We start from the raw sequence: 25,916 nt of genomic DNA on the forward strand, positions 1-25,916 counted from the left end.
CGGTCATGTCGTCCCCTGTCATCATGTGCCGGTGCAGACGACTGACAGCCCTCGCGGCAGCCATGGAAAGGGCGCCGGACTCGGACTCGCGCTCGCCTCGGCGGTCGCCTTCGGAGGTTCCGGTGTCGCGGCCAAGCCGCTGATCGAGGCGGGCCTCGACCCGCTCCACGTGGTCTGGCTGCGGGTGGCCGGCGCGGCCCTCGTGATGCTGCCGCTCGCCGTGCGCCACCGCGCCCTGCTGCGCCGCCGCCCGGGGCTGCTGGCCGGCTTCGGCCTCTTCGCCGTCGCGGGCGTACAGGCCTGCTACTTCGCCGCGCTCTCCCGGATCCCCGTCGGCGTCGCCCTGCTCGTCGAGTACCTGGCACCCGCCCTGGTCCTCGGGTGGGTGCGGTTCGTGCAGCGCCGGCCGGTGACGCGGGCGGCCGCGCTCGGCGTGGTCCTCGCGGTCGGCGGGCTCGCCTGCGTCGTGGAGGTCTGGTCCGGTCTCGGCTTCGACGCCCTCGGGCTGCTGCTCGCGCTGGGCGCGGCCTGCTGCCAGGTCGGCTACTTCGTCCTGTCCGACCAGGGCAGCGACGCGGGCGACGACGCGCCCGATCCGCTGGGCGTCATCGCGTACGGGCTGCTCGTCGGGGCCGCCGTGCTCACCGTGATCGCCCGGCCCTGGACCATGGACTGGTCCCTCCTCGCGGACACCGCGCCCATGAACGGCACGCCCGTCGCCGCCGCCCTGCTGCTCGCCTGGATCGTCCTCGTCGCCACGGTCCTCGCCTACGTCACCGGCGTGCTCTCCGTGCGCCGCCTGTCACCGCAGGTCGCGGGCGTCGTGGCGTGCCTGGAGGCGGTCATCGCGACCGTCCTGGCCTGGGTCCTGCTCGGCGAACACCTCTCGGCGCCGCAGATCGTCGGGGGCGTGGTGGTCCTCGTGGGCGCCTTCATCGCCCAGTCGTCGGCGCCCGCCAAGGGCTCCGCGGACCCGGTGGCCAGTGGCGGGCCCGAAAGGGAGTTGTCCAGCCGCGGGACGGCGACCTAGAGTGCCGATCATGCATTCGACCGCACTCGTCCTTCCGCCTCCGGCCGCCTGAGGCGGGCCCTCCGGAAGCCGCCCGGCGCGTGGTAGCCGGGCCGGTCGGTGCTGCCCGCAGACGCCAGTCCACCCACCCCTGTCCGAGGGGTGGCCCCCGACGTCCGCGCCCCGTGCGCGTCTGCGGAGAGAACTCGTGTCGAATGCCGTCTCCGGCCTGCCCGTAGGGCGTGGCCTCCTCTATCTGATCGTCGCCGGTGCCGCGTGGGGCACTGCCGGTGCCGCCGCCTCGCTGGTCTACCGGACCAGTGACATGGGGCCCGTGACCCTGTCCTTCTGGCGCTGCGCCGCCGGTCTCGTGCTGCTGCTCGCCGCCCGCCCGCTGCGCCCGCGGGTGCGGCCCGCCGTAGCGGAGCCGCTGCGCCGCAAAGTGCTGCGGGCCGTCCTCACGGGCCTCGGTCTCGCGGTGTTCCAGACCGCCTACTTCGCCGCGGTGCAGGCGACCGGGCTCGCCGTGGCCACCGTCGTCACCCTCGGCGCCGGCCCGGTGTTCATCGCGCTCGGCGCGCGCCAGGCCCTCGGGGAGCGGCTGGGCGGGGGCGGGGCGGCCGCGGTCGTCGGCGCCCTCGCCGGGCTCGGGGTGCTCGTCCTCGGCGACGGCAGCACGTCCGTCGAGCCCGTGGGCGTACTCCTCGCCCTGGTGTCGGCGGCCGGGTACTCCGCGATGACGCTCCTCACCCGCTGGTGGGGGCGCGACGGTTCGGCGGACGCGGCCAGCACGTCCGTCGGGGCGTTCGCCGTCACGAGCCTGTGCCTGCTGCCCTTCGCCCTCGCCGAGGGACTGGTGCCGCACAGCGCCGAACCGGTCCGGCTGCTGTGGCTCCTGGTGTACGTCGCGGCCGTCCCGACCGCCCTCGCCTACGGCCTGTACTTCGCCGGCGCGGCCGTCGTCCGGTCGGCCACCGTGTCCGTGATCATGCTGCTCGAACCGGTCAGCGCGGCGGCGCTGGCCGTCGTCCTGCTCGGTGAGCACCTCACCGCGGCGACCCTGGCCGGCACCGTGCTGATGCTCGGCTCGGTCGCGGGACTCGCGGTGGCGGAGGCGCGGCAGGCGCGGACCCCCACGGCGCTCGCCTGACGGCGGATCCTTCCGCGCGGGGGTTCCACTCGGCACCCTCGCGCGGCGGGTCCTGCCGGTGGACCGGCATCAGGGCGCGGTCAGGTAGGCGGGCAGCCCGGTGCCCGGCTCCAGGCCCGGGTCGGCGACCGGGGCGTCGTAGCCCTTGCGCAGCGGGACGAGGCCGGCCCAGTGGGGGAGGGCGAGGTCCTCCGGCTCGTCGTTCACGCCGCCGGTGCGGAGCTTGGCGGAGACCTCGTCCAGGTCGAGGCGGATCACGGCGGTGGCGGCCAGCTCCTTCTTGTTGGCCGGCCGGGAGTCGTGCGAGCGGCCGGGTACGACATGGTCGACCAGGGCGTCCAGAGCCGTGCGCTTCTCCTCCGCGTCGGTCACGTCGTAGGCCGTGCCGTGCACCACGACCGAGCGGTAGTTGATCGAGTGGTGGAAGGCCGAGCGGGCCAGCACCAGCGCGTCCACGTGCGTCACCGTCAGGCACACGGGCAGGCCCGGGTCCGCCTGGCCCGTCATCCGCAGCGGGCGCGAGCCGGTGGAGCCGTGCACGTAGAGGCGTTCGCCGACCCGGCCGTACAGCGTGGGCAGGACGACGGGGGCCCCGTCGCGGACGAAACCGAGGTGGCAGACGTAGCCCTCGTCGAGTATCGCGTGCACCAGCTCCTTGTCGTAGGAGGCCCGGTCGGGGGAGCGGGTGGGGACGGTGCGGTCGGTGGGCGAGTAGGCGGTGGCGGGCTGCGACGGCGTCTGCGTGGTCCCCTGCATGGCGCTCTCCATTGCACTAGTGCATAATCGGGTTTGTGCTAGGAGAGTATCGGATCACGGGACGTGGTGCAGCGGAGATTTCCGCGAGCGTCGAACGCGCGGTGGGCGCGGGCGAGCTGGAGCCGGGGCAACCGCTGCCGCCGATGCGGGAGTTGGCCGAGCGGCTGGGGGTGAATCCCAACACCGTGGCCGCGGCCTACCGCACCCTGCGGGAGCGCGGGGTCATCGAGACCGCCGGGCGCCGGGGCAGCCGGGTGCGCGCGAAACCGGCCACCACGGGGCGCGAGTTCATCGGCGTCGAGGTGCCCGAGGGTGTGCGCGACGTGTCCGGCGGCAATCCGGATCCGGCACTGCTGCCCGCGCTCGGCCCGGTGTTCGCCGCGGCCGCCGAGCAGAGCGACCGGGATCCGGTGCTGTACGGGCACGCACCCGTGGAACCGGAGCTGGAGCGGATGGCGCGGGCCGGACTGGACGCCGACGGGGTGCCGGACGGGCCCGTGGCCGTCACGTCCGGCTCCCTGGACGCGATGGAACGGGTGCTCGCGGCACACCTGAGGCCCGGCGACGCCGTCGCCGTGGAGGACCCGGGCTGGGGCAGCCTGCTCGACCTCGTGCCCGCGCTCGGCCTGCGCACGGTCCCCGTCGGCGTCGACGACGAGGGGCCGCTGCCCGACGACGTGCACCGGGCCCTGGCCGCCGGTGCCCGCGCGCTGGTCGTCACGGACCGAGCGCAGAACCCGACCGGCGCCGCGCTCAGTGCCACGCGCGCGCGTGCCCTGCGGTCCATCCTGCGGGACCACCCGGAGACGCTGCTGATCGAGGACGACCACGGCCATCACATCGTCGACCTGCCGTTGCACCCGCTCGCCGGGACGACGCACAGCTGGGCCTTCGTCCGCTCGGCGGCCAAGGCCTACGGGCCCGACCTGCGGCTCGCCGTGCTCACCGGCGACGCGGTCACGCTCGACCGGGTGCGCGGCCGCCAGCGGCTGGGCCCCGGCTGGGTCAGCCGCATCACCCAGCGGGCCGTGGCGCAGCTGTGGGCCGAGGGTGCGGTGGACGCGCGCGCGGTGGCGGCGGCGTACGGGCGGCGCCGGGACGCGCTGCTCGGCGCGCTCGGACAGCGCGGTGTCCAGGCGCACGGACGCAGCGGCATGAACGTGTGGATCCCCGTGCCGGACGAGACCGGCGCTGTCGCCCGCCTGCTGCACGCCGGCTGGGCCGTGGCCCCCGGCGCCCGCTTCAGGATCGGCGCCCCGCCCGGCATCCGGATCACCGTCTCGACCCTGGCCGACGGAGAGGAACGGCCCCTGGCTGACGTGGTCGCGGCGGCGCTGGGGCCGGGGCCCGGGCGGTACTACGTCTGACGTGTCCGGGGGCGGGGCGTTACGCGCTACGCGGCCGGACCGGGCCGGGCGGCGCTCCGTCGGACCGGTCCTGAACAGTGCCGGGGCCCGCGTGTCCGGGCCGTGCCGGGGCAACGCCGTGCGCCGCACGGCCGGACCGGGGTGCTGTGTCGGCGTATCCCGAACAATGCAGGGGGTCCCGCATGTCCGGGCCGGGGCGGGGCCGCGTCCGCCGCGGGCAGCCGGCGCGCGGCTAGGCCGCCGCCTTCCGGGGTTCCCGGGCCGGACGGGCCGGCTCGGCGGGGCGAGGTGTCCTCGGCCGCGCCTGGGTCAGAGCCGCGCCCGCGAGGACGACGACCGCGCCGACCGGGGTCGACCAGGACAGCGACTCGCCCAGCAGCGCGACGCCCGCGGCCGTGGCGATGACCGGGGTGAAGTACGTGACCATCTGGGCCGTCGTCGGGCCCACTTCGGCGACCAGGTCGTACTGGATCAGGAAGGCGAGCCCGGTGCCGAGCGCGCCCAGCGCCGCGACCGCCAGCGCGGGCAGCACCGGGAAGTGCGTCGGCACGGAGGTGAACAGCGGTGTCACGAACGTCAGTTGCAGCGTCGCGAGCAGCAGTTGCGCTCCCGTCAGGGACAGGTGCGAGTGGCTCGAGCCGGCCAGGGTGCGGCGGACGTAGATCCAGCCGACCGGATAGCTCAGCGAGGCGAGCAGTGCCAGCGCCGTGCCCGTGACGTCCAGGCCGTGGAAGCCCTGCCAGACACCCAGCACCGTCAGGACACCCAGGAAGCCGATGCCGAGGCCGGCCACCCTCAGCCGGGTCGGCCGGTCCTCGGACAGGGCGACCAGCGACAGGGCCATGCCCCACAGCGGCGAGGTCGCGTTGCAGATGCCCGCCAGGGACGACGGGATCGTCAGCTCGGAGTAGGCGAAGAGGGAGAACGGCAGTGCGTTGAGCAGGAAACCGGCGACCGCCAGATGCGCCCACGTCCGCGCCCCGCGCGGCAGCCGCTCCCGCTTCACCGCCATCACCACGGCGAGCACCGCCGTACCGAACACCAGCCGGCCCAGCGTGACCTGGAACGGGGCGAAGCTCTCCGTGCCCACCTTCATGAAGAGGAAGCTGAAACCCCAGATCAGGGCGAGGACGCCGAAGCGCAGCCGCCAGTCGAGGACGCGGCGGACCCGGAGGGGTGCGGGGGAGGACGTGACGCTGCTCATGGAGGCAACGATGCTGCAGCTTTTCTCGTAGCACAATCGATATTTGACGCCCGGTATATCGTAGCATCGCTTATATGTTGAACCTGGAGCGCCTGCGCACCCTCGACGCCCTCGCCCGGCACGGATCGGTCAGCGGGGCCGCCGAGGGCCTGCACATCACCACCTCGGCCGTCTCCCAGCAGATGTCCAAGCTGGAGCGCGAGGTCGGCCAGCAGCTCCTGGCCAAGAACGGCCGGGGCGTGCGGCTGACGGACGCGGGCCGCCTCCTCGCCGAGCACGCGGCGCGCATCCTCTCCCAGGTCGAGCTCGCCCAGTCCGACCTCGAGGCCCACCGCGGGCAGGTGGTGGGCGAGCTCCGGCTGTCGGCGTTCCCGACCGCCGCCCGCGGGCTGTTCCCCGCCGCACTGTCCGCCCTGCGCGCCGAGCACCCCGCGCTGCGCATCCGCTCCAGCGAACTGGAACCGGAACGCGGCATCCGGGGAGTGGTGCGCGGCGACCTCGACCTGGCCGTCGTGCTCGACTGGTACAACAAGCCGATGCCGCTGCCCGACGGCCTGGTCAAGGCGCCGCTCCTGGACGACCCCGCGGACGTGGCCATGCCGGCCGGCCACCGGCTCGCCGGACGGGACGAGGTGGACCTCGCCGAGTTCGCCGAGGACGAGTGGATCACGTGGGCCGAGGGCGAGTTCTGCCACGAGTGGCTGATGTTCACACTGCGCTCGAAGGGCATCGAACCGATCATCGGCCACCGCGCCGCCGAGACCCACACCCAGCTCGGCCTGGTCGCCGCGGGGCTCGGGGTGTGCATCGCCCCGCTCCTCGGGCGCCATCCGATGCCCTCCGGCGTCGTCACCGTGCCGCTGCGTCAGCGGGCGCGCCGGCACGTGTACGTCGTCTGGCGCGCGGACGCCGACCGCCGCCCGTCGATCCGGGCGGCGGTGGAGGCGCTGCGGGCGGCGGCGGGACGGCTCGGCCGGCCCTCCCGTCCTACAGGGACGACAGCTTGCGGAAGTCCCAGGTGACGATCTTCTCGGGCGTCAGCCGCAGCCAGGCGTGGCGGCCGTCGTGCGGCATCTCGTCCAGGCCGAAGTTCTTCCGCGCGAACAGCGTCTCGGGAAGGTCCAGTTCGGCGCACAGCTCGCCGGTGCGCGGTGCCTCGCCCACGAACTCAACGCGGCCGGACAGCTCCGCGCCCCGCAGCTCGTCGTACTCCTCCCCGGTGTCGACCACGACCGCCACCCGCGCGTCGCGCCGCAGGTCCGCCCAGCGCCTGCTGCGCACGACCGAGTACAGCCACATCGAGGAGCCGTCCCAGGCGAACCAGAGCGTGCTCACGTGCGGCGCGCCGTCCGCCGAGACCGTGGCGACCCGGCAGGTGCGCTGGACGGTGAGGAACGCGTCCAGCTCACCGGGCGTCATCATGATCTTCCGGCCCCGGCGTTGCGCGACGGTCATGCGATCCCTTCTTCACACCTCGTGTCGGTCGACCGTGTGTCCCCTGCTGCCCTCACGCCCGCTTGATCGAGTCCCCGCTGACCGTGATCTGCACGGCGGGCAGCGGCTCGGGGGCCGGGCCGCCCTGCACGCTGCCGTCCGTGATGGAGAACTTGCTGTTGTGGCAGGGACAGTTGATGACGCCGTCGGAGACGTCCTTCACGGCGCAGCCCTGATGGGTGCAGACGGCCGAGAAGGCCTTGAACTCGCCCGCCGTGGGCTGGGTGACCACGATCTTCTGGTCGGCGAAGACCTTCCCGCCCCCTTCAGGTATGTCCGCGGTCGCCGCGAGCGCGCCACCGGCTCCGGCGTTCTCGCCGCCGGTCGCGGACTCGCTCGACGCGTCGTCGTCGGAACCGCCGCACGCGGTCAGGGCGGCGGCGAGTCCCGCGGCCCCGGCCGCCGCCACGACCGTACGACGAGCCGGTCCCGACGCGGGGTGAAACGATGCGCTGGTCATGCTGATGACGTTCCCTTCCGGGGCTGGATGCGTGATCTGCCGAGAGGTACGGCCGCGGGGCACGTGCTGTTCAGTCCTGTCGTGATGCCGTCGGGTCCGTTGTCACCGGCCGTTTCGCGGGGCCGCGCCGGCCGGTACGGAGGGCAGGTAACGGGGAGCCCGCCAGGCGTCCAGCCGGTGCTCCACCGCCGCGCCCAGCGACAGCAGATCGGCGTCCTCATGGTCGCCGGCCATCAGCAGCAGCCCGACCGGCAACTCGTCCACGAACCCGGCGGGCACGGACAGCGAGGGGTACCCGGCGACGGCGGCCGGGGTGGAGGACGGGATCACGTCGTTGTCGCCGCGTGCGCAGTCGGTCGTCCACGCGGGCGGGTTCGCGGGGGAAGCGATGGCGTCCAGGTCGTGAGCGTCCATCGTCTCGTCGATGGACCGCCGGGACAGGTCCCGCAGCTCGGCTCGCACGGCCCGGTAGCGCGGGTCGGTGGTCGACGGCGCGGCCAGGGCCTGCTCGAACAGTTCCTGGCCGGCGAAGCACGTCTGCTCGGCCGGGTGCGTGCGGTTGAACTCGATCAGCTCGGCGAGGTCGCGGGGCCCGCCGCGGGTGGCGAGGTAGGCGTCGATGCCCCGGTGGAACTCGCTCAGCAGCGCCGGGAATTCGAGTGCGGCGAGTCTGTCCTGGTAGGGCGGCGTCACCTCGACGACCTGGGCCCCCGCGGCACGCAGGTCCGCCGCGGTGCGGGTCATCAGGGCGTCCACCGAGGTGCCGAGTGACGGCAGCCGCCACAGCCCGATCCGCTTGCCGCGCAGAGCGCCGGGGCGCGTGGCCGCGTCCACGAGGCCGGAGGTGCCGGCGGTGCGGTGACCACTGAGCACCGAGAAGGTGAGCGCGGCATCGACCACGGTGCGTGCCATGGGGCCCGCCGTGTCCTGCTCGGCGGAGATCGGGACGACGCCCGACCGGCTGACCAGGCCGAGGCTCGGCTTGTGTCCCACCACTCCGTTCATCCCGGCCGGGCACACGATGGAGCCGTCCGTCTCGGTGCCGATCGCCACCTGCGTCAACGACGCGGCGAGCGCGGCGGCCGAGCCGGAGGACGATCCGCACGGATTGCGGTCCAGGACGTACGGGTTGTTCGTCTGGCCGCCCACCGCCGACCAGCCCGAGGTCGGCTTCGCCGCGCGGAAGTTGGCCCACTCGGACAGATTGGCCTTGCCGAGGACCACCGCGCCCGCCTCCCGCAGCCTGCGGACCAGATCCGCGTCCTTGTCCGGCGGATTGCCGGCGAGGGCCGTCGACCCGGCCGTCGTCGGCATGTCGCGGGTGTTCACATTGTCCTTCAGCAGAACGGGGATGCCGTCGAGCGGGCCGCGGGTCCTGCCGAGCCGGTGCCGGACGTCGCTGGCAGCGGCCTGACGCAGGGCGGTCGGACTGGTGCGCAGCACCGCGTTGATCTTCGGGTCGATGGCCTTGATCCGTCGGAGGTACTCCAGGGTCAGTGCCGAGGAGGTGAGTGACCCGCGGTTCATGCGCGCCTGTAACTCGGGGATGGTGACCGTGTCGAGGTCCACTCCCCGGGGCAGGGGCGTTGCGGAAGGTCCGGGGGAGCCGCCGGCACCCGGTTCGGCGGCTTCGGCGCGGTGGCCGGGCGCGCCCGCCAGAAGGGCGGGCATCACCAGGGCAGTGGTCAGTAGCGCGAGGCTTCTTCTGCTCATGGGCGACAGCCCACTGCATGGGTTCATCGCGGCGCAAGAGGCCGCCACTTCGCCGCCGCCGGTCCGATGACGCCCCTTGCCGCTTCCCGCGAGCGCTTGCTGGCAGTCGGCGGCAGGCTGGAGGCGTGAGCGGAAACGGAGACGGCGCGGACGGTCTGCGTCTGGCGTCGGCGCGCGGGCGCTGGGTCATGGCCTGTGTCGTGCTCGCGTCCGGCATGGCCATGCTCGACGGCACGGTCGTCAATGTGGCCCTGCCCAGGATGGGGCGTGACCTCGGCGCTTCGCTGTCCGTGCTCCAGTGGGTCGTCAACGCCTACATGCTGACGCTGTCCGCGCTGATCCTCTGGGGCGGCGCGCTCGGCGACCGGATGGGCAGACGGCGCACCCTGCTGCTGGGCGTCGCCTGGTTCGCCGGGGCCTCGGCACTGTGCGGCGTCGCGCCCAACGAGTACGTGCTGATCTGCGCGCGGGCCCTCCAGGGCGTGGGCGGCGCGCTGCTCACCCCCGGCTCGCTGGCGCTCGTACGGGCGTCCTTCCATCCCGACGACCAGTCGCGTGCGGTGGGAGCCTGGTCCGGCCTGACCGGTGTGGCGGGCGCCCTCGGCCCGTTCCTCGGCGGGTGGCTGATCGACGGGCCGGGGTGGCGGTGGATCTTCCTCATCAACGTGCCCATCGCGGTCGCCGTCGTGCTGATCGCCGTCGCCTTCGTACCGGAGAGCCGTGACCCCGCCGCGGCCGGACGGCCCTTCGACACGCTGGGCGCGTGTCTCGCGGCCGTGGCGTTGGGCGGCGTGAGCTATGCGCTGATCAGTGCCTCGTCGGGCAGCCCGGCCGTCCGCGTCGTGCTCGCGGCGGTGGTCGCCGCAGCCGCCGGGGCGGCCTTCCTCGGGGTCGAACGCCGGGCGAGGACCCCGATGATGCCGCTCTCCCTGTTCTCCTCCCGGCTCTTCTCGGCGACCAACGGGATGACGGTGTTTCTGTACGCGGCCATCGGCGGAGTCCTGTTCCTGCTGCCCGTCCAACTGCAGACGGCGCTCGGGTACGACGCGCTGCAGGCCGGCCTCGCGACGATGCCCATCACCGTGCTGATGCTCCTGCTCTCCGCCCGGACGGGCGCACTGGCCAAGCGCATCGGGCCCGCGGTTCCCCTGATCGCGGGGCCACTGGTGGCCGCGGCCGGAGCGTCGCTGCTGCTCCGGGTCGGGCCCGACTCCGCCTACGTACCGGACATCCTCCCTGCGGTACTGGTGATGGGCCTGGGCATGAGCCTGTTCGTGGCGCCGCTCACGGCGACCGTCCTGGCCTCCGTCGACGCCGAGCACGCCGGGCTGGCGAGCGGGGTGAACAACACCGCGGCACGCGTGGCCCAACTGCTGATCGTCGCCGCGCTGCCGCTCCTGGTGGGTCTCTCCGGCGACGCCTACACCTCCGGTGCCGCGGTGAACCGCTCCTTCCACCGCGCCGCCGTCGTGACCGTCGTGCTCTTCCTCGCCGCCTCGGCGACGGCTGCCCTGTTCGTGCGGCCCCGGCACGTACGCCACCGGGTCGAGACCGCCCCGCGTCCCGTCTGCCGCTCCCACCTCTCCCTCACCTGCCCGCCTCTGGAACCCGGGCCGGACGCCTCCCGGCGGCAGCGGCAGGAGGACGGGCGGCGCGGGAGCGGGGCGGGCCGGTGAGGGGGCTCGGCGCCCACGCGCACCGTCCTCGCCGGTGATCACCCTCGGTTACTATGCTCACTTCATGCCCGAGGCCGGAAGCAAGGGGCCGACGGCCTGTGACGGCTGCACGGCTGAAGAGACGGATGGCCCGGGAGAATGCTGAAAGAGGTCACCGCGACCCGCTACATCACGCCCCTGCGTGAGGGGGGTTCGCTTCCGGGGCTCGTCGAGGCCGACGACCTCGGGACGTACGTCCTCAAGTTCACCGGCGCGGGGCAGGGCCGCAAGACACTCGTCGCCGAGGTGGTCTGCGGCGAACTCGCCCGCCGCCTCGGCTTCCGGGTGCCGCGGCTGGTGACCGTCCACCTCGACCCGGTGCTGGGGCTCGGCGAACCGGACCAGCAGGTGCAGGAACTCCTCAAGTCCAGCGGCGGCACCAACCTCGGCATGGACTTCCTCTCCGGCGCGCTCGGCTTCGACCCGCTGGCCTTCGAGGTGAGCCGGGAGGAGGCCGGGCGGATCGTGTGGTTCGACGCGCTGGTGAACAACGTCGACCGGTCCTGGCGCAACCCGAACCTGCTGCGGTGGCGGGGCGACGTGTGGCTCGTCGACCACGGCGCCACCATGATCTGGCACCACAACTGGCCCGGCGCCGAGGCCTCGGCCGCCCGTCCCTACGACGCCCGCGACCACGCCCTCGCGCCGTTCGCGCCCGACGTCCGCTCGGCCGCCGCCGCGCTCGCGCCCCTCGTCACCGAGGAACTCCTCGCCGAGGTCACCGCCGAGATCCCGGACGTCTGGCTGACGGACGAGCCCGGCTTCGCGACGCCCGACGACCTGAGGCGGGCCTACGCCCGGCCGCTGCTCGCGCGGGCCGCCACGATCCACGACCGCATCGAGGGGGGCCGGTGAACGACCGCCACGTCTACGAGTACGCGCTGCTGCGTGTCGTGCCGCGGATCGAGCGCGGGGAGTGCGTCAACGCGGGAGTGCTCGTGTACTGCCGCGCCGAGTCCTACGTCGGTGCCCGCACCCATCTCGACGAGGGCAGGCTGCTCGCCCTCGACCCGCACGTGGACCTGCCCGGCGTGCGCGCCGCGCTGCGCGCCGTCGAGGGTGTGTGCGCCGGCGGGACCGCGGCGGGGCAGGCGGCCCCCGACGACCCCGGCCGCCGCTTCCGCTGGCTGATCGCCCCCCGCTCCACGATCGTCCAGCCGGGCCCCGTGCACACCGGCCTCACGACCGACCCGGCCGCCGAGACGGAACGGCTCCTCGGCCTGCTGGTGCGGTAGGCGGCCCGCGTGCCCGGGGGGCAGTCGCGTCGGCGGCGCCTCAGCACATAGGCCGTGGCGAGCGCGGCGCTCGCCACGCAGCGCGCCGATGCCGACGTCCCCGCCGCTCGGCCCGGTACCCGAGGCAGCGCCCGGTCCGCCCCGGGTGCCGAGTGTCGGCGTGACGGCCGGGGAGGTCGCGGGACCCGATACGGCGGTGGTGCGGGCGGGACGCGGTGCGGCGGTCGCCGAGACCGTCGGGAACGAGTTCCGCCGGGGCGACGCCCCACCGGCCGCCCCGCGGTCGGCCTCCCCGGCGGCGTCGACCCGGCCCAGGCCGTTGCCACCCTGGCCGTTCCCGCCCGGACCGCCTCCGCCCAGGCCGTTTCCCCTGGCCGTTTCCGCCGAAGCCGTTTCCGCCCTGATCGAAACGCCCGTCGGCGCTGAGCGTGTGCGGGGTAGGCCGGCGGCACGATCGCGGCGACCGCGACGGCTGTGCCTGCGGCACCGGTACGACGGCGCGTGGACGCCTCCCTTCCGGCCACGAAGGGCTCGGCCTCCGACGCCAGGGGCCCGGCGCCGCGCGGGCCCCTGGCGCTGGGCCGTCCGGGGGAGTCCGGCGTGGCCGGCGCGCCGGGGAACCCAGGTAATGGATCACACCGGCCCGGTGTCCCGTTGACACCGGGTGCCAGGGCTTCTAGCGTCACGTCTGCGGAAGGTACTAAGCGGTCGCTCACCCATGGGCGTGCCGAGGGGCCCCGCACGGGCCGCATCCCCAGGACGAGGAGAAGCAGCAATGTCCACCAATGAGCAGCGGGTCGCCGTCGTCACCGGAGCCGCGCGCGGCATCGGTGCCGCCACCGCCGTACGACTGGCCGCCGAAGGCCGCGCCGTCGCCGTGATCGACCTCGACGAGGCCGCCTGCAAGGACACCGTGGAGAAGATCACCGCGGCCGGCGGCAAGGCGATCGCGGTCGGCTGCGACGTCTCCGACGAGGCGCAGGTCGAGGCGGCCGTCGCCCGGATCGCCGAGGAGCTGGGCGCCCCCACGATCCTCGTCAACAACGCGGGCGTGCTGCGCGACAACCTGCTGTTCAAGATGAGCGTCTCCGACTGGGACACCGTCATGAACGTGCACCTGCGCGGCGCCTTCCTGATGTCGAAGGCCTGCCAGAAGCACATGGTGGACGCCGGCTTCGGCCGCATCGTCAACCTCTCCTCCTCCTCCGCGCTCGGCAACCGCGGCCAGGTCAACTACTCCGCCGCCAAGGCCGGTCTGCAGGGCTTCACCAAGACCCTCGCCAAGGAGCTCGGCAAGTTCGGCGTCACCGCCAACGCCGTCGCCCCCGGCTTCATCGCCACCGAGATGACCAAGGCCACCGCCGACCGCGTCGGCATGGGCTTCGACGACTTCAAGGCCGCCGCCGCCACCCAGATCCCGGTCGCGCGCGTCGGTGAGCCCGAGGACATCGCCAACGCCATCGCCTTCTTCACCGGCGAGGCCGCCGGCTTCGTCTCCGGCCAGGTGCTGTACGTGGCCGGCGGACCGCTCGACTAGGGAACACGGACATGACTGAACTCCCCGCACTCTCCGGCAAGGTCGCGCTCGTCACGGGCGCCAGCCGCGGCATCGGCTACGGCGTGGCCGAGGCGCTCGTCGCGCGCGGCGACCGCGTCTGCATCACCGGCCGCAACGAGGACGCCCTGAAGGAGGCCGTCGACAAGCTCGGCGCCGACCGCGTCATCGGTGTCGCCGGCAAGGCGCACGACGAGGCCCACCAGGCCGCCGCCGTCGAGCGCACGATGGAGGCCTTCGGCCGCGTCGACCACCTGGTCAACAACGCCGGCACCAACCCGGTGTTCGGGCCGATCGCCGACCTCGACCTGAACGTCGCGCGCAAGGTCTTCGAGACCAACGTGATCTCGGCGCTCGGCTTCGCCCAGCGCACCTGGCACGCCTGGCAGAAGGACAACGGCGGCACGATCGTCAACATCGCCTCCGTCGCGGGCCTGTCGCCCTCGCCCTTCATCGCCGCCTACGGCGTCAGCAAGGCCGCGATGATCAACCTCACCGCGCAGCTGGCGCACGAGTTCGCGCCCGGGGTCCGGGTCAACGCGATCGCCCCGGCCGTCGTGAAGACCAAGTTCGCCGCCGCCCTGTACGAGGGCCGCGAGGAGGAGGCCGCCGCGGCCTACCCGCTGGGCCGGCTCGGCGTGCCCTCCGACATCGGCGGCGCCACCGCGTTCCTCACCTCGGAGCAGTCCGCCTGGGTCACCGGCCAGACCCTCGTGGTCGACGGCGGCATCTTCCTGAACGCCGGCGTGGCCTGACACGACCCCCCGCGGCACGTCACCGCAGCACGGGCGCCATGGACAGGAATGGCGCCCGTGTCCGCGTGTTGAGATCATCCGGGCCATGACAACGTAGTCATCGCGAAAATGATCAAAACCCCTGTTCACAGGGGAGTTCAGGGAGCCTGGTGCTGCGGTATGGTCTGCCGACCCTTGGTACGGCCGATCGAGGAGCGTGCGCGTGTTCAACCGGAACCGATGCCTGCGGAGAGTCGCGGCCATCGCGTCCATATCTTCGCTGGTCACCGGATGCGGCATCCTGTCGTCCGACAGCTCGCAGGACGAGGGACCGATCGTCGTGGGTACGACCAGCGCGCCCAGCACGCTGGATCCGGCGGCCTCGTGGGACGGCTCCTGGGAGCTGTTCCGCAACATCTACCAGACGCTGCTCAGCTACCCCAACGGCGCGACCACGCCCCAGCCCGACGCCGCCAAGAGCTGCGCGTTCACCGACGCGGCGAACCAGGTCTACCGCTGCGAGCTGCGCGACGGCCTGACCTTCTCCAACGGGCACGCGCTGGACTCCCAAGCGGTCAAGTACTCCATCGACCGGATCAAGCAGATCAACGTCAACGGCGGTCCCGCCGGTCTGCTGGGCAGCCTCGACCGGGTCCAGGCGCCCAGCGAGCACGAGGTGGTCTTCCACCTCAACAAGCCCGACGCCACCTTCCCGTTCGTGCTCGCCACGCCGGCGATGTCGATCGTCGACCCCACCGGGTATCCGGCGGACGCGCTGCGCAAGGGCGACGGGATCGCCGGCTCCGGTCCGTACACGCTCCGGTCGTACCAGGACGGGGAGCGGGCCGAACTCGTCCGCAACGACCGCTACAAGGGGTACGCGGAGCGCCACAACGACGCGGTGACCATCCGGTACTTCAAGGACTCCGCCGGCATGGTGAAGGCGCTGCGCGACCATGAGATCCAGGCCACCTACCGGGGTCTGGCGGCCGACGACATCATCACGCTCCAGGGCAAGGCCGCCAAGGAGGAGGACCTCCAGCTGGTCGAGGGCACCGGTGCGGAGATCAGCTACCTGGTGTTCAACCCGGAGGACCCGTGGGCGGGCCGCAAGGCCGTGCGCCAGGCCGTCGCCCAGGTGATCGACCGCGCGGTGATCGCGCACAAGGTCTACCAGGACACCGTCGACCCGCTGTACTCCATGGTCCCCAAGGGACTGACGGGGCACACCACGGGCTTCTTCGACGACTACGGCGACCCCAGCATCTCCAAGGCCCGCGGGATCCTCTCCGACGCGGGCATCACCGAGCCCGTCCCGCTCACCCTCTGGTACACCACCGACCGCTACGGCTCGGAGACCGAGGGCGAGTTCAAGGAGCTCAAGCGGCAGCTCGACGACTCCGGCCTGTTCACGGTGACCCTCAAGAGCCGGCCCTGGAAGACGTACGTCGAGGGGTACCAGAAGGGCGAGTACCCGGTGTTCGGCCGCGGCTGGTCCCCGGACTTCCCGGACGCCGAGAACTTCATCGCCCCCTTCGTCGGCGAGCAGAACGCGCTCGGCACGCCGTACCCGGCCCCGGAGATCACCGGCGAGCTGCTGCCCCGGTCCCGGCGCGAGAGCGACCGCGCCAACGTGGAGAAGGACTTCGAGCGGGCGCAGCAGATCCTCGTCGATGACGCGCGGCTGCTGCCGCTGTGGCAGGGCAAGCAGTACGTGGCCGCCAGCAACGAGATCTCGGGTGCGGAGCGGGCGCTGGACCCGTCGACGATCATGATGATGTGGCAGCTGTCCCGGAAGACCAGCTGGTAGGCGACCCGCTCCCGGCCCGGCCGAGCGCCCCCGGGAGCTGATTGTCAGTGGTCGCCGGTAGGTTCTGAGGACTGGAAGCGACCGCACATCGTAAGGAAGTTGACGTGACCGACATCGCCATGCTGCCCGAGTCCTGGCGCGAGGTGCTGGGCGACGAACTGCGGAAGCCCTACTTCAAGGAGCTGACGGAGTTCGTCGAGGAGGAGCGGGCGAACGGCCCGGTCTACCCTCCGCGCGAGGAGGTCTTCGCCGCGCTGGAGGCCACGCCGTACGACCAGGTGAAGGTGCTGGTCCTCGGGCAGGACCCGTACCACGGCGAGGGTCAGGGCCACGGGCTGTGCTTCTCGGTCCGGCCGGGGGTGAAGGTGCCGCCGTCGCTGCGCAACATCTACAAGGAGATGCACGCGGAGCTGGACATCCCGATCCCGGACAACGGCTACCTCATGCCCTGGGCGAAGCAGGGCGTCCTGCTGCTCAACGCGGTGCTCACGGTCCGGGCCGGCGAGGCGAACTCGCACAAGTCCCGGGGCTGGGAGCTGTTCACCGACGCGGTGATCCGCGCGGTGGCCGGCCGCCCCGATCCGGCGGTGTTCGTGCTGTGGGGCAACTACGCGCAGAAGAAGCTGCCGCTGATCGACGAGACGCGGCACGTGGTGGTCAAGGGCGCGCACCCCTCTCCGCTGTCGGCGAAGAAGTTCTTCGGTTCCCGCCCGTTCACGCAGATCAACGAGGCGGTCGCCAAGCAGGGGCACGAGCCGATCGACTGGACCGTCCCGAACCTGGGCTGACCCGGGGGACGCCCCGGCGGACGGGGGCCGGTCGTCCGTCGGCCGGCCCGCGCGTCACGGGCCGCCTGACCTGGAAGACCGGCGCCTGCCGTTAGCGTCGTCGGGGACAGCCGACGAGGGGCACGGAGGACGTGGTGGCCAAGGGACAGGAGCAGGCGGCGCCGGACGCCGTACTGACGCGGATCGGGCAGGTCGTCATGCTGCACCACGCCGGCGACCGCGAGGAGGCCCGGCACCGCTATCTCGTCCTGTGGGCGGAGATCGGTGAGCACGGCGACCCGCTGCACCGCTGCACCCTGGCCCACTACCTGGCCGACACCCAGGACGACCCGGGGGACGAACTGGCGTGGGACCTGAGGGCCTTGTCCGCCGCCGAGGAACTCGCCCAGGACGACACCGCCGAGCAGCACGCGAGCAGGCTCGCCGCACGCGCCCTGTATCCCTCGCTGCACCTGAACCTGGCCGCGGACTACGACCGGCTCGGCCACCGCGAGGCCGCCCGGCTGCATCTGCGGCGGGCCCGAAGCGCGGCCGATGCGCTGGCCGACGACCGCTACGGCGAGCGCGTGCGGGCGGCGATCCGCCGGCTGGAGACGCGACTCGGCGACTCGGGCCCCGCGACGGACGGTCCGTGGGGGCCACCGCGCCGGCGGCCGTAGGCGGGCAAGGTCTCAGCGGCCGTACGTCTGCTCGCAGATGGCCGCCTCCGGGCTGCCCGGCCGCCAGCCCCCGTACTGCCTGCCCAGGGAACACACGTCCGCCTCCGTGCCGGTGCCTCCTCCGGTCAGGCTCGGAACGTCGGGGACGCCGGCGCGTGGCTTCCGGGAGCTGCCGCCCGGCTGCCGGGGCGCCTCGGGGTGGGCGGGCCGTGGCCGCGGCTCCGGGCGGGCGGCCGGAGGTTCGCTCCGCGCCGGGGCCGTCGGGCCGGCCGTGCGGCGTGGTCCCTCCGAGGCGCGGCCGGGGGACGGGGAGGGGCCGATCATCTCCAGCGCCTCACGGGCCGGGGCCTGCACCACCCGTGGCTCGGCCGGGCCGTCCGGGCGGGGCGCGGACGGGCGGGCGCCGCCCGCCGGGCCGGAGGCGGGCTGGACCGTCGTACAGCCGGACAGGGCCGAGACAGCCACGGTCAGCAGAAGCGTTGCGGTGGTCGTCGTTCGATGCACGCGCGTCACTCTGGCGGGTCGGACCCGCTCCGCGACGGCGGATGAGCGGAGGTTGCTCCGCACGGGTGATCTCCGGCCCCGTACGGAGGCCCCGCGCCCGCGACGGGTGACGTCAGTCGCCGGTGGCGCCGTCGAGGCACTCACGGATCAGGTCGGCGTGGCCGTTGTGCCGCGCGTACTCCTCGATCAGATGCGTGTGGATCCAGCGCAGGTTGTACCGCTCGCCGGTACGCCGGTGCTTCCCCCGGGACATCTCGTCGAGGCGGAAGGCGGCCGCATGGCGCCGGGCGGCCTCGATCTCGGCCTGCCAGGTGGCGTACGCCTCCTGCCAGGTGTCCGCCTCGGTCAGGTGGAACTCGCCGTCCGGGTCCTCGTCGCTGTAGTAGATCGGCTCGGCCTCCTCGGCCGCCAGCACCCTGCGGTACCAGCTCCGTTCCACCTCGGCCATGTGCCGCACGAGTCCCATCAAGGACAGGGACGAGGGAGCCACGGCGGCGGTCCGCAGCTGTGCGTCGGTCAGGCCCTCGCACTTCCAGGCGAGGGTCTGCCGGTGGTAGTCCAGCCAGCCCTCCACCATGGCGCGTTCGTCGGCGTCGGTCGCGGGTTCGCGGCGGTCGGTACTCATGTCCGCATCCTTGCCCAACCCCGCGTGATCCACCAGGGATTTGTGCGGGTCAGCGGCCCAGCATCCCGTCCATCAGCTCCCGCAGACCCGCCCGCACCTCCTCCGGTCCCGGCACCTCGGCACTGAACGACCCGGCCACGCAGGAGAACATCAGCCCGTCCGCCCAGGCGACGAGGGACAGCACATGACGGGCCGGGTCGGCCGAGCCCATCGCCGTGACGAGGGCGCCGAGCTGCTCGCGGAAGCGGGCGCCGGTGGCGTCGAAGTAGGCCCGCAGTTCGGGGCGGCGCGTGGCTTCCAGGGCCAGTTCGTAGCGGGCCAGGGTGAGTTCGCGGTTGCGGGTCAGGGCACGGTGCGTCGCGAGCGCCAGCGCGTCCACCAGGGCGTCGAGGCCGCCGCGCGGGTCCGGCATCTCGTCCAGGGCCAGTACCCGCGCCTCCCGCTCCGCCAGCCGCCGCACGGCCAGCTCCAGCAGGGCCTGCCGGGTCCGCGCGAGGTTGGACGTGGAGCCCTGGGGGAGCCCGGCCGCCTCGTCGACCGCGCGGTGCGTGAGCCCGCGCATCCCGCGCTCGGCGAGCAGGGCGAGCGCGGCGTCGGCGACGAGGCCGGCGCGGGCGGCGCCGGTGGCGGGTGCGGTGCGGGCGGACATGCGCCCAACCTACCTGGCGCACTACGGCTGTAGTACAGTCGAGGCATCGGTTCACTACAGTTGTAGTGACAGTCGGCGGACGCGAGGAGGAGCCATGGACAGGACCGGGCGGGCGGTCGTGATCGGCGGCGGGATCGGCGGACTCACCGCGGCGGCGGCCCTGCACGCCGCCGGCCTGCGGGTCACCGTCCTGGAGCGCTCCCCGACCCTGGAGCCCGTCGGCGCGGCCATCTCCCTGTCGCCCAACGCCCTGCGCGCCCTGGACGTCATCGGCCTCGGCGACGAGGTCCGCGGTCTCGCCGCCTGGCAGGGCGACGGAGGCCTGCGCACCCCGGGCGGGCGCTGGCTCTCCCGCTCCAGCGCCGAGGCCGCGGCGGCCAGGTTCGGCGGCCCGCTCGTACTGCTGCACCGGGCCACCCTCATCGACCGCCTCGCCGCACAGCTGCCGCCCGGCACGGTCCGCACGGGCGCCGCCGCGACCCTCGCCGACCCCGGCGACGGCGACCGGCCGGCCCGCGTACGCACACCCGACGGCGAGCTGGAGGCCGGCCTGGTCGTGGCCGCCGACGGCATCCGCTCCGCCGTACGCAGGGCGCTGTTCCCGGGCCACCCCGGACCCGTCTACTCCGGCTTCACCACGTGGCGGGTGGTCATCCCGCTGCCCGGTGTCGAGTTCGCCCCGCACGAGACCTGGGGCCGGGGCCGCATCTGGGGCACGCACCCGCTGGGGGACGGCCGGGTCTACGCGTACGCCGCCGCCGTCACCCCGGCGGGCGGGCACGCCGCGGACGAGAGGGCGGAGCTGCTGCACCGGTACGGCGACTGGCACGACCCGATCCCCGCCGTCCTCGCCGCCGCCCGCCCCGAGGACGTCCTGCGCCACGACGTGCACCACATCGCCGAGCCGCTGCCCGCCTACCACCGCGGCCGGGTCGCCCTCCTCGGGGACGCGGCCCACGCCATGCCGCCGACCCTCGGCCAGGGCGGCAACCAGGCGATCGAGGACGCGATCGTGCTCGCCCACCACAGGGACGACCTCGCCGCCTACACGGCCGCCCGGCTGCCCCGCACGACCGCCGTCGCGCGGCAGGCCGTCAAGGTCGCCCGGCTCAACATGGCGGGCGGCCGCGCCGTGACCGCCGTACGCGACGCCGCGATCGCCGCGCTGTCGAGGACCGGCCCCGCGCTGTTCCTGCGGAGCTTCGACGGCATCGCCGACTGGCGGCCTCCGCAGGCGCCGTATGCTTCGCAGCGGACCCGGGCAGGCGAGCGCTAGAGGAGTACACCCCGTGAAGGTCGGTTGCATCGGACTCGGCGACATCGCGCAGAAGGCCTATCTGCCGGTGCTCGCCGTCCTGCCCGGTGCCGAGCTGCACCTGCAGACCCGCACCCCCGCGACCCTCACCCGCGTCGCCGAGGGCCTGCGCATCCCGGAAGGGCAGCGCCACGCCGACCTCGACTCCCTCCTCGCCCAGGACCTCGACGCCGCCTTCGTGCACGCGCCGACGGCGGCCCACCCCGAGATCGTGACGAGGCTCCTGGAAGCCGGCGTACCGACCTACGTCGACAAGCCGCTCGCCTACGAACTCGCCGACTCCGAGCAGCTGGTGGAGCTCGCCGAGCAGCGCGGCACGAGCCTCGCCGTCGGCTTCAACCGGCGCCACGCCCCCGGGTACGCGCAGTGCGCCGAGCACCCGCGCGAGCTGATCCTCATGCAGAAGAACCGCACCGGGCTCCCGGAGGAGCCGCGCACGATGATCCTCGACGACTTCATCCACGTCGTCGACACCCTGCGGTTCCTGGTGCCCGGACCGGTCGACGACATCACCGTGCGCTCCCGCGTCGAGAACGGCCTGCTCCACCACGTCGTGCTCCAGCTCGCCGGGGACGGCTTCACCGCGCTCGGCGTGATGAACCGGCTCAGCGGCTCGGCCGAGGAGATCCTCGAGGTCTCCGGTCAGGACACCAAGCGCCAGGTGGTCAACCTCGCCGAGGTGATCGACCACAAGGGCCAGCCGACCGTGCGGCGGCGCGGCGACTGGGTGCCGGTGGCCCGGCAGCGCGGCATCGAGCAGGCGGTGCTCACCTTCCTCGACGCCGTGCGGGCGGGCACGGTGCTCAGTGCCCGGGACGCGCTGGAGACCCATGAACTGTGCGAGCGGGTGGTACGCGCGGTGCTGGATCCGACCGCCTGAGCCGCAGCGTCCGCACCCCGTCGGTGGCGGCCCAGGCCGCGAGGATCAGCAGCGCCGCGTGCACCGTCCAGTCGCCGAAGCGGACGTACAGGGTGGTCCCGTGGGCGAGCGGCACGTCGTACACCCGCGCCGTGCTCGCGTCGGTGCCGAGCCAGGGGCCGATCCGCGCACCCGTCGCGTCGTACACGGCGGAGACCCCGGTCAGCGTCGCGTGGACCATCGGGCGGCCGGTCTCGGCGGCGCGCAGCGCGGCGAGCGACGCGTGCTGCTCGGGCGCCCAGGTGTCCTGGAACGTCGACGTCGACGACTGGGCGAGCAGCACCTCGGCGCCGTCGGCGGCCAGATGCCGGCTCATGTCGGGAAAGGCGCTCTCGAAGCACACCATCGGGCCGATCCGCAACCCCTTCCCCACGTCCATCACGACCTGCTCCGAGCCGCGCCTGCGGTCCTCGCCCGCCGCCTTGCCGACGGAGGTGGCCCAGCCGAGCAGTGAACGCGCCGGAACGTACTCCCCGAAGGGCACCAGCCGCATCTTGTCGTAGCGGTCGCCGGTCGGGCCGTCCGGGCCGACGAGCACCGAGCTCTTGTAGATGCCGGGCTTGTCCGAGCGCCGGGCGTCCACGTTGACCAGGATGTCCGCACCCGTCTCCCGGGACAGGGCCGCCAGCCGCCGGGCCAGGTCCGGCCGGTCGTCCAGGTCGAAGCCGACGCTGCTCTCGCCCCAGACGATCAGGTCCGCGCCCCGGTCCGCCAGCCCGCGGGTCAGCTGCTCCTCCCGGTCGAAGCGCCGGTCGGCGCTGTCACGGCCGGCGACGACACCCGGCTGCACCACGGCGACGGCGACCCGCTCGCCGGTGTCGGGGCGCGGGGCCCACACCCAGGCCGCGGAGGTGGCGGCGGCGGTGGCGACGAGCCCGGCCACGGCGGGCACCCGGGCCCGGCGGACGGCGACCAGGACGGCGACGGCCACGTTGACGGCCACCACCAGGAAGCTGAGCAGCCACACCCCGCCGACCGAGGCGAGCCGCAGCGCCGGCGAGACCTGCCACTGGCTGGCGCCGATCATGCCCCAGGGGCCGCCGAGACCCTGCCAGGACCGGACCAGCTCCACGGCCAGCCAGGCCGACGGCAGCACCAGGAGCGCCGCCGCGACCCGGCCGCCCGACGGGGCCCCGCCCAGCAGCCGCCGCACCAGCCATCCCCACGGCGCCCACAAGGCGCCGAGCAGCGCGGCGATGACGAACGTGAACACGTGCAGGCTGGGCAGCAGCCAGTGGTGCATGGCCAGCATGAACCCGAACCCCGCGCACCAGCCGTCGTACGCGGCCCGCCTGCCGGTCGGCGCGCCGCGGGCCAGCAGCAGCCACGGCACCAGCGCGGCCCAGGCCCACCACCACAGCGAGGGGGCGGGAAAGGCGAGGACGGGCAGCGCGCCGGCGAGTACGGCGACGGCCGAGCGCCGCCAGGGGGAGACGAGCCAGTGGCCGAGCGTCTTCATGGGCGGCTCCCTACCCCGTGGTGCCTTCAGTGTGCGCTCTCGGCGCGGACCCGTTCAGTTGATCACACCGGCAGCGCGCCGGCCGGGCAGGCGTCCGCCGCCGTTCGGATCATCCGAGGTGGCCCTTCAGGTGATTGCCGGACGCCTCGTGAGCCGGACAGCCGTCGCAGGGGTACGACAGCCCAGCAGAGGACGAACCCGGAATGGCGTGAGGAGCTCGGGGATGTACGCAGCAGTCCGGCGGTACGAAGGGGTGACCGATCCGGCCGAGGCGGCGCGCCTCGTGAACGAGGGGTTCCTGCCGCTCCTGCGCCAGGTCTCCGGCTTCGTGGCCTACTACTGGATCGATGCCGGGGGCGGGGTGATGGTCTCGACCAGCATCTTCCAGGACCGGGCCGGTGCCGAGGAGTCGGTCCTGAGGGCTGCGGGCTTCGTGCGGGACAACCTCGCGTCGGTGCTCCCCCACCCGCCCGAGGTCATGGCAGGCGAGGTGGTGGCTTCCGTGTGACGGCGCACGGCTGTCCGGCCGTGCCGCCGATTCCGCCGGGCCGGCCCGGCGGAACAGGGATCATGGGGGCGTGAGACAGCGGACGCAGAGCGTGGCCCCGGTCGGGCAGTCGGAACACGAGCCGGAACTCCCGGCGTACCGGAGGGCGATGCGGGACCGGCTGCTCGCGGCCCCCGTGGTGCCGACCTTGCCCTGTGGACACGGGACACTTCGCGCCTAGGATGATCGATGATCGATCAAACACCTGTCGCAGGAGGTTCTCATGACGCGTCCCGTCACCGTCGTCACCGGAGGCAGCCGGGGGATCGGCGCGGCGACCTGCCTGCGCCTCGCCACCGACGGCCACGACGTCGTCATCGGCTACGTCCGTGACGAGGCGGCCGCCGGGGCGGTCGCGGCCGGGGTGCGGGAGGCGGGCGGCCGTGCCCTCGCCGTGCGGGCGGACACATCGGTGGAGGCCGACGTCGAGCACCTCTTCGACGCGGCCGAGCGGGCGCTCGGCCCGGTGACGGGCCTGGTGAACAACGCGGCGGTGACCGGCCCGCTGGGGCGCCTCGCCGACAGCGACACCGCGGACCTGCGCCGGGTCCTCGACGTCAATCTGCTGGGCGCGCTGCTGTGCGCCCGCCGTGCCGCGCAGCTGATGACCGGGCGGGGGAGCGGCGTGATCGTCAACGTGTCGTCGGGCGCCGCGACCCTCGGCAGCCCGGGGGAGTACGTCCACTACGCGGCGTCGAAGGCGGGCGTCGACGCCCTGACCGTGGGCCTGGCCAAGGAGCTCGGCCCGTCGGGCGTCCGCGTCAACGCCGTCGCGCCGGGCGTCACCGACACCGACATGCACGCCGCCATGGGCGACCCGGACCGGGCCCGGCGGATGGGCGCGGCCGTGCCGCTCGGGCGCGCGGGCCGGGCCGAGGAGGTCGCCGCGGCCATCGCCTGGCTGATGTCGCCGGACGCGTCGTACACGACGGGGACGGTGCTGCGCGTCGCGGGTGGCCGCTGAGGCGTCAACGCCGCGCGTGCTGAGGGAGGTTGCTCGCGGGCCGGCCTCCCCGGCCGCTCAGGCGGCCTCGATGATCTCGCAGCGGATCGCGGCGGCCCATTCGACCACCAGCAATTCGTACTCCACGCGCTCCTGAGCCGACAGGGATCCGCCCGCACGTCGCCACAGGGCGCGGATCTGGTCGTTCAGCTCCGCGGCGGAACGCACGGAACCAGGGGTCACGTAATCGGGGGACATGCGGACAAGCCTAGGGGCAAGCACTGACACTGCGCTACCGGACGGCTACGCAGGCATATGCCCGTCAGCCGGCGGACTCGGCGGCGTGCGGGCTGAGGACACCGGCCGCGACCAGGGCGATGATGAGGACGCCGAGCGCGATGCGGTACCAGACGAACGGCATGAAGCTCTTGGTCGAGATGAACTTCATGAACCAGGCGATGACCACGTACCCCGAGCCGAAGGCGATGACCGTCGCGAACAGCGTCGGGCCCCAGGAGACATGGTCGCTCTCCATCGCGTCCTTGAGCTCGAACAGGCCGGAGGCGAGCACCGCGGGGACCGCGAGCAGGAACGAGTACCGGGCCGCGGCCTCGCGCCGGTAGCCCATGAAGAGGCCGCCGCTGATGGTCGCGCCGGAGCGGGAGACACCGGGGATGAGGGCCATGGCCTGGCAGAGCCCGTAGATCAGGCCGTCCCGGACGCCCAGGTTGTCCAGTTCCTTGCGCTGCTTCGGCGCGCGGTGCCGGCCGCCCTTCTCGTCGCGTGCCGCCAGCCGGTCCGCGATGCCGATGATCACGCCGACGACGATCAGCATGGTCGCGGTGACGCGCAGGTCGCGGAACGGCCCCTCGATCTGGTCCTTCAGCGTCAGGCCGAGCACGCCGATCGGGACCGAGCCGATGATCACCAGCCAGCCCATGCGGGCGTCCGGGTCGCCGCGCATCTCCTTGCTCGTGAGCGAGCGGGTCCACGCCGAGATGATCCGCCCGATGTCCTTGCGGAAGTAGATGAGGACGGCGGCCTCCGTGCCGATCTGGGTGATCGCCGTGAAGGCCGCACCCGGGTCGTGCCAGCCGGAGAACGCCGCGGTCAGGCGCAGGTGCGCGCTGGAGGACACGGGGAGGAACTCGGTCAGCCCCTGGACGAGTCCGAGGACGAGGGATTCAAACCAAGACATGAAGTTACGGAGTCCAAGTGCCGATCGAGGAACGGTCTACGGACACACCGAGCCACCGTCCGCGGTGATCAGGATCAGGCGTGTCGAGGGGCAGCGTAGCGCCCCGAA

Annotated in this window: 27 protein-coding genes; 16 read left to right on the forward strand and 11 right to left on the reverse strand. The window is 73.4% G+C overall.

Going from position 1 to position 25,916, the window contains the following annotated elements; translation table 11 throughout:
• Window positions 1-25 precede the first annotated feature (25 nt).
• Together ACIRG6_RS21730 and ACIRG6_RS21735 are read left to right on the forward strand one after the other, a co-directional pair.
• The gene (locus ACIRG6_RS21730; RefSeq protein ID WP_318217656.1) at window positions 26-1,030 is read left to right on the forward strand and encodes an EamA family transporter; all 1,005 of its coding nucleotides are present in this window, start codon (window positions 26-28) and stop codon (window positions 1,028-1,030) included.
• A 187-nt stretch (window positions 1,031-1,217) separates the two neighbouring features.
• Complete coding sequence (locus ACIRG6_RS21735; protein ID WP_364685093.1) at window positions 1,218-2,159, forward strand: DMT family transporter; 942 nt, start codon at window positions 1,218-1,220, stop codon at window positions 2,157-2,159.
• A gap of 69 nt (window positions 2,160-2,228) precedes the next feature.
• On the opposite strand, the gene ACIRG6_RS21740 is transcribed toward ACIRG6_RS21735, so the two are convergent.
• A complete protein-coding gene (locus ACIRG6_RS21740; RefSeq protein WP_364685095.1) occupies window positions 2,229-2,915 on the reverse strand; it encodes a pyridoxamine 5'-phosphate oxidase family protein in 687 nt (228 codons plus the stop codon).
• Between the two features lie 35 nt (window positions 2,916-2,950).
• Between ACIRG6_RS21740 and ACIRG6_RS21745 the strand changes: the two genes are divergently transcribed.
• Entirely contained in the window at window positions 2,951-4,282 is a 1,332-nt protein-coding gene (locus tag ACIRG6_RS21745) for an aminotransferase class I/II-fold pyridoxal phosphate-dependent enzyme (RefSeq protein WP_403324119.1), read from the forward strand.
• A gap of 232 nt (window positions 4,283-4,514) precedes the next feature.
• Here the strand turns inward: ACIRG6_RS21745 and ACIRG6_RS21750 are convergent, their stop codons facing one another.
• Window positions 4,515-5,486, reverse strand: a complete 972-nt coding sequence (locus tag ACIRG6_RS21750; RefSeq protein ID WP_403324122.1) for a DMT family transporter — start codon at window positions 5,484-5,486, stop codon at window positions 4,515-4,517.
• A gap of 74 nt (window positions 5,487-5,560) precedes the next feature.
• Here ACIRG6_RS21750 and ACIRG6_RS21755 point away from each other — a divergent pair, with 74 nt between their 5' ends.
• Window positions 5,561-6,508 (forward strand): LysR family transcriptional regulator, encoded by a 948-nt coding sequence (locus ACIRG6_RS21755; protein WP_350718378.1) that lies wholly within the window; start codon window positions 5,561-5,563, stop codon window positions 6,506-6,508.
• Here ACIRG6_RS21755 and ACIRG6_RS21760 read toward each other — a convergent pair.
• The 3 genes from ACIRG6_RS21760 to ACIRG6_RS21770 form a co-directional block, all read right to left on the reverse strand.
• Window positions 6,474-6,941 (reverse strand): pyridoxamine 5'-phosphate oxidase family protein, encoded by a 468-nt coding sequence (locus ACIRG6_RS21760; RefSeq protein ID WP_403324126.1) that lies wholly within the window; start codon window positions 6,939-6,941, stop codon window positions 6,474-6,476. The genes ACIRG6_RS21755 and ACIRG6_RS21760 overlap by 35 nt on opposite strands.
• A 52-nt stretch (window positions 6,942-6,993) precedes the next feature.
• Complete coding sequence (locus ACIRG6_RS21765) at window positions 6,994-7,440, reverse strand: Rieske (2Fe-2S) protein (protein WP_403324129.1); 447 nt, start codon at window positions 7,438-7,440, stop codon at window positions 6,994-6,996.
• Between the two features lie 102 nt (window positions 7,441-7,542).
• Window positions 7,543-9,153 carry an amidase family protein gene (locus ACIRG6_RS21770; protein ID WP_403324131.1) on the reverse strand — a complete coding sequence of 537 codons (1,611 nt, stop codon included), beginning with the start codon at window positions 9,151-9,153 and terminating at the stop codon, window positions 7,543-7,545.
• Window positions 9,154-9,278: 125 nt separating this feature from the next.
• Between ACIRG6_RS21770 and ACIRG6_RS21775 the strand changes: the two genes are divergently transcribed.
• From ACIRG6_RS21775 to ACIRG6_RS21810, 8 genes are all read left to right on the forward strand, one after another.
• A complete protein-coding gene (locus tag ACIRG6_RS21775; RefSeq protein WP_403324132.1) occupies window positions 9,279-10,829 on the forward strand; it encodes an MFS transporter in 1,551 nt (516 codons plus the stop codon).
• 138 nt (window positions 10,830-10,967) lie between these two features.
• Window positions 10,968-11,723: a HipA family kinase gene (locus tag ACIRG6_RS21780; RefSeq protein ID WP_365022279.1), complete on the forward strand. Its 756-nt coding sequence runs from the start codon at window positions 10,968-10,970 to the stop codon at window positions 11,721-11,723.
• Complete coding sequence (locus tag ACIRG6_RS21785; protein ID WP_189231128.1) at window positions 11,720-12,103, forward strand: DUF3037 domain-containing protein; 384 nt, start codon at window positions 11,720-11,722, stop codon at window positions 12,101-12,103. Before ACIRG6_RS21780 ends, ACIRG6_RS21785 begins: the two co-directional genes overlap by 4 nt.
• Window positions 12,104-12,878: 775 nt before the next feature.
• Complete coding sequence (fabG, locus tag ACIRG6_RS21790) at window positions 12,879-13,640, forward strand: 3-oxoacyl-ACP reductase FabG (RefSeq protein ID WP_189231130.1); 762 nt, start codon at window positions 12,879-12,881, stop codon at window positions 13,638-13,640.
• A gap of 11 nt (window positions 13,641-13,651) precedes the next feature.
• Entirely contained in the window at window positions 13,652-14,413 is a 762-nt protein-coding gene (locus tag ACIRG6_RS21795; RefSeq protein ID WP_364685991.1) for an SDR family oxidoreductase, read from the forward strand.
• A gap of 202 nt (window positions 14,414-14,615) precedes the next feature.
• The gene (locus tag ACIRG6_RS21800) at window positions 14,616-16,202 is read left to right on the forward strand and encodes an ABC transporter substrate-binding protein (RefSeq protein WP_364819190.1); all 1,587 of its coding nucleotides are present in this window, start codon (window positions 14,616-14,618) and stop codon (window positions 16,200-16,202) included.
• Window positions 16,203-16,306: 104 nt separating this feature from the next.
• A complete protein-coding gene (ung, locus tag ACIRG6_RS21805) occupies window positions 16,307-16,990 on the forward strand; it encodes a uracil-DNA glycosylase (protein ID WP_364819188.1) in 684 nt (227 codons plus the stop codon).
• A gap of 134 nt (window positions 16,991-17,124) precedes the next feature.
• Window positions 17,125-17,649 (forward strand): hypothetical protein, encoded by a 525-nt coding sequence (locus ACIRG6_RS21810; RefSeq protein ID WP_364685994.1) that lies wholly within the window; start codon window positions 17,125-17,127, stop codon window positions 17,647-17,649.
• Between the two features lie 12 nt (window positions 17,650-17,661).
• On the opposite strand, the gene ACIRG6_RS21815 is transcribed toward ACIRG6_RS21810, so the two are convergent.
• From ACIRG6_RS21815 to ACIRG6_RS21825, 3 genes are all read right to left on the reverse strand, one after another.
• A complete protein-coding gene (locus ACIRG6_RS21815; RefSeq protein ID WP_364819187.1) occupies window positions 17,662-18,162 on the reverse strand; it encodes a hypothetical protein in 501 nt (166 codons plus the stop codon).
• Window positions 18,163-18,265: 103 nt separating this feature from the next.
• On the reverse strand, window positions 18,266-18,778 hold the full coding sequence (locus ACIRG6_RS21820; protein WP_350718358.1) for a DinB family protein: 513 nt from the start codon (window positions 18,776-18,778) through the stop codon (window positions 18,266-18,268).
• Window positions 18,779-18,827: 49 nt separating this feature from the next.
• On the reverse strand, window positions 18,828-19,427 hold the full coding sequence (locus ACIRG6_RS21825) for a TetR/AcrR family transcriptional regulator (RefSeq protein WP_403324138.1): 600 nt from the start codon (window positions 19,425-19,427) through the stop codon (window positions 18,828-18,830).
• A gap of 94 nt (window positions 19,428-19,521) precedes the next feature.
• On the opposite strand from ACIRG6_RS21825, the gene ACIRG6_RS21830 reads away from it, so the two are divergent.
• Both ACIRG6_RS21830 and ACIRG6_RS21835 read left to right on the forward strand, forming a co-directional pair.
• Window positions 19,522-20,703: an FAD-dependent monooxygenase gene (locus ACIRG6_RS21830; RefSeq protein WP_364686003.1), complete on the forward strand. Its 1,182-nt coding sequence runs from the start codon at window positions 19,522-19,524 to the stop codon at window positions 20,701-20,703.
• Between the two features lie 13 nt (window positions 20,704-20,716).
• Window positions 20,717-21,622, forward strand: a complete 906-nt coding sequence (locus ACIRG6_RS21835) for a Gfo/Idh/MocA family protein (RefSeq protein WP_403324140.1) — start codon at window positions 20,717-20,719, stop codon at window positions 21,620-21,622.
• On the opposite strand, the gene lnt is transcribed toward ACIRG6_RS21835, so the two are convergent.
• Complete coding sequence (gene lnt, locus ACIRG6_RS21840; RefSeq protein ID WP_403324142.1) at window positions 21,546-23,120, reverse strand: apolipoprotein N-acyltransferase; 1,575 nt, start codon at window positions 23,118-23,120, stop codon at window positions 21,546-21,548. The two genes, ACIRG6_RS21835 and lnt, sit on opposite strands and share 77 nt — an antisense overlap.
• Window positions 23,121-23,343: 223 nt before the next feature.
• Here lnt and ACIRG6_RS21845 point away from each other — a divergent pair, with 223 nt between their 5' ends.
• Window positions 23,344-23,628, forward strand: coding sequence for a hypothetical protein (locus tag ACIRG6_RS21845; protein WP_318217637.1), 285 nt, complete (start codon window positions 23,344-23,346; stop codon window positions 23,626-23,628).
• A gap of 262 nt (window positions 23,629-23,890) precedes the next feature.
• Window positions 23,891-24,631 carry an SDR family oxidoreductase gene (locus tag ACIRG6_RS21850; protein ID WP_403324144.1) on the forward strand — a complete coding sequence of 247 codons (741 nt, stop codon included), beginning with the start codon at window positions 23,891-23,893 and terminating at the stop codon, window positions 24,629-24,631.
• A 57-nt stretch (window positions 24,632-24,688) separates the two neighbouring features.
• On the opposite strand, the gene ACIRG6_RS21855 is transcribed toward ACIRG6_RS21850, so the two are convergent.
• Both ACIRG6_RS21855 and ACIRG6_RS21860 read right to left on the reverse strand, forming a co-directional pair.
• On the reverse strand, window positions 24,689-24,868 hold the full coding sequence (locus ACIRG6_RS21855; RefSeq protein WP_189231143.1) for a hypothetical protein: 180 nt from the start codon (window positions 24,866-24,868) through the stop codon (window positions 24,689-24,691).
• Window positions 24,869-24,932: 64 nt separating this feature from the next.
• Window positions 24,933-25,808, reverse strand: coding sequence for an undecaprenyl-diphosphate phosphatase (locus tag ACIRG6_RS21860; protein WP_318217635.1), 876 nt, complete (start codon window positions 25,806-25,808; stop codon window positions 24,933-24,935).
• Window positions 25,809-25,916 lie beyond the last annotated feature (108 nt).

It is taken from the genome of Streptomyces flaveolus, assembly GCF_044765825.1.
GTDB classification, from domain to species: domain Bacteria; phylum Actinomycetota; class Actinomycetes; order Streptomycetales; family Streptomycetaceae; genus Streptomyces; species Streptomyces flaveolus.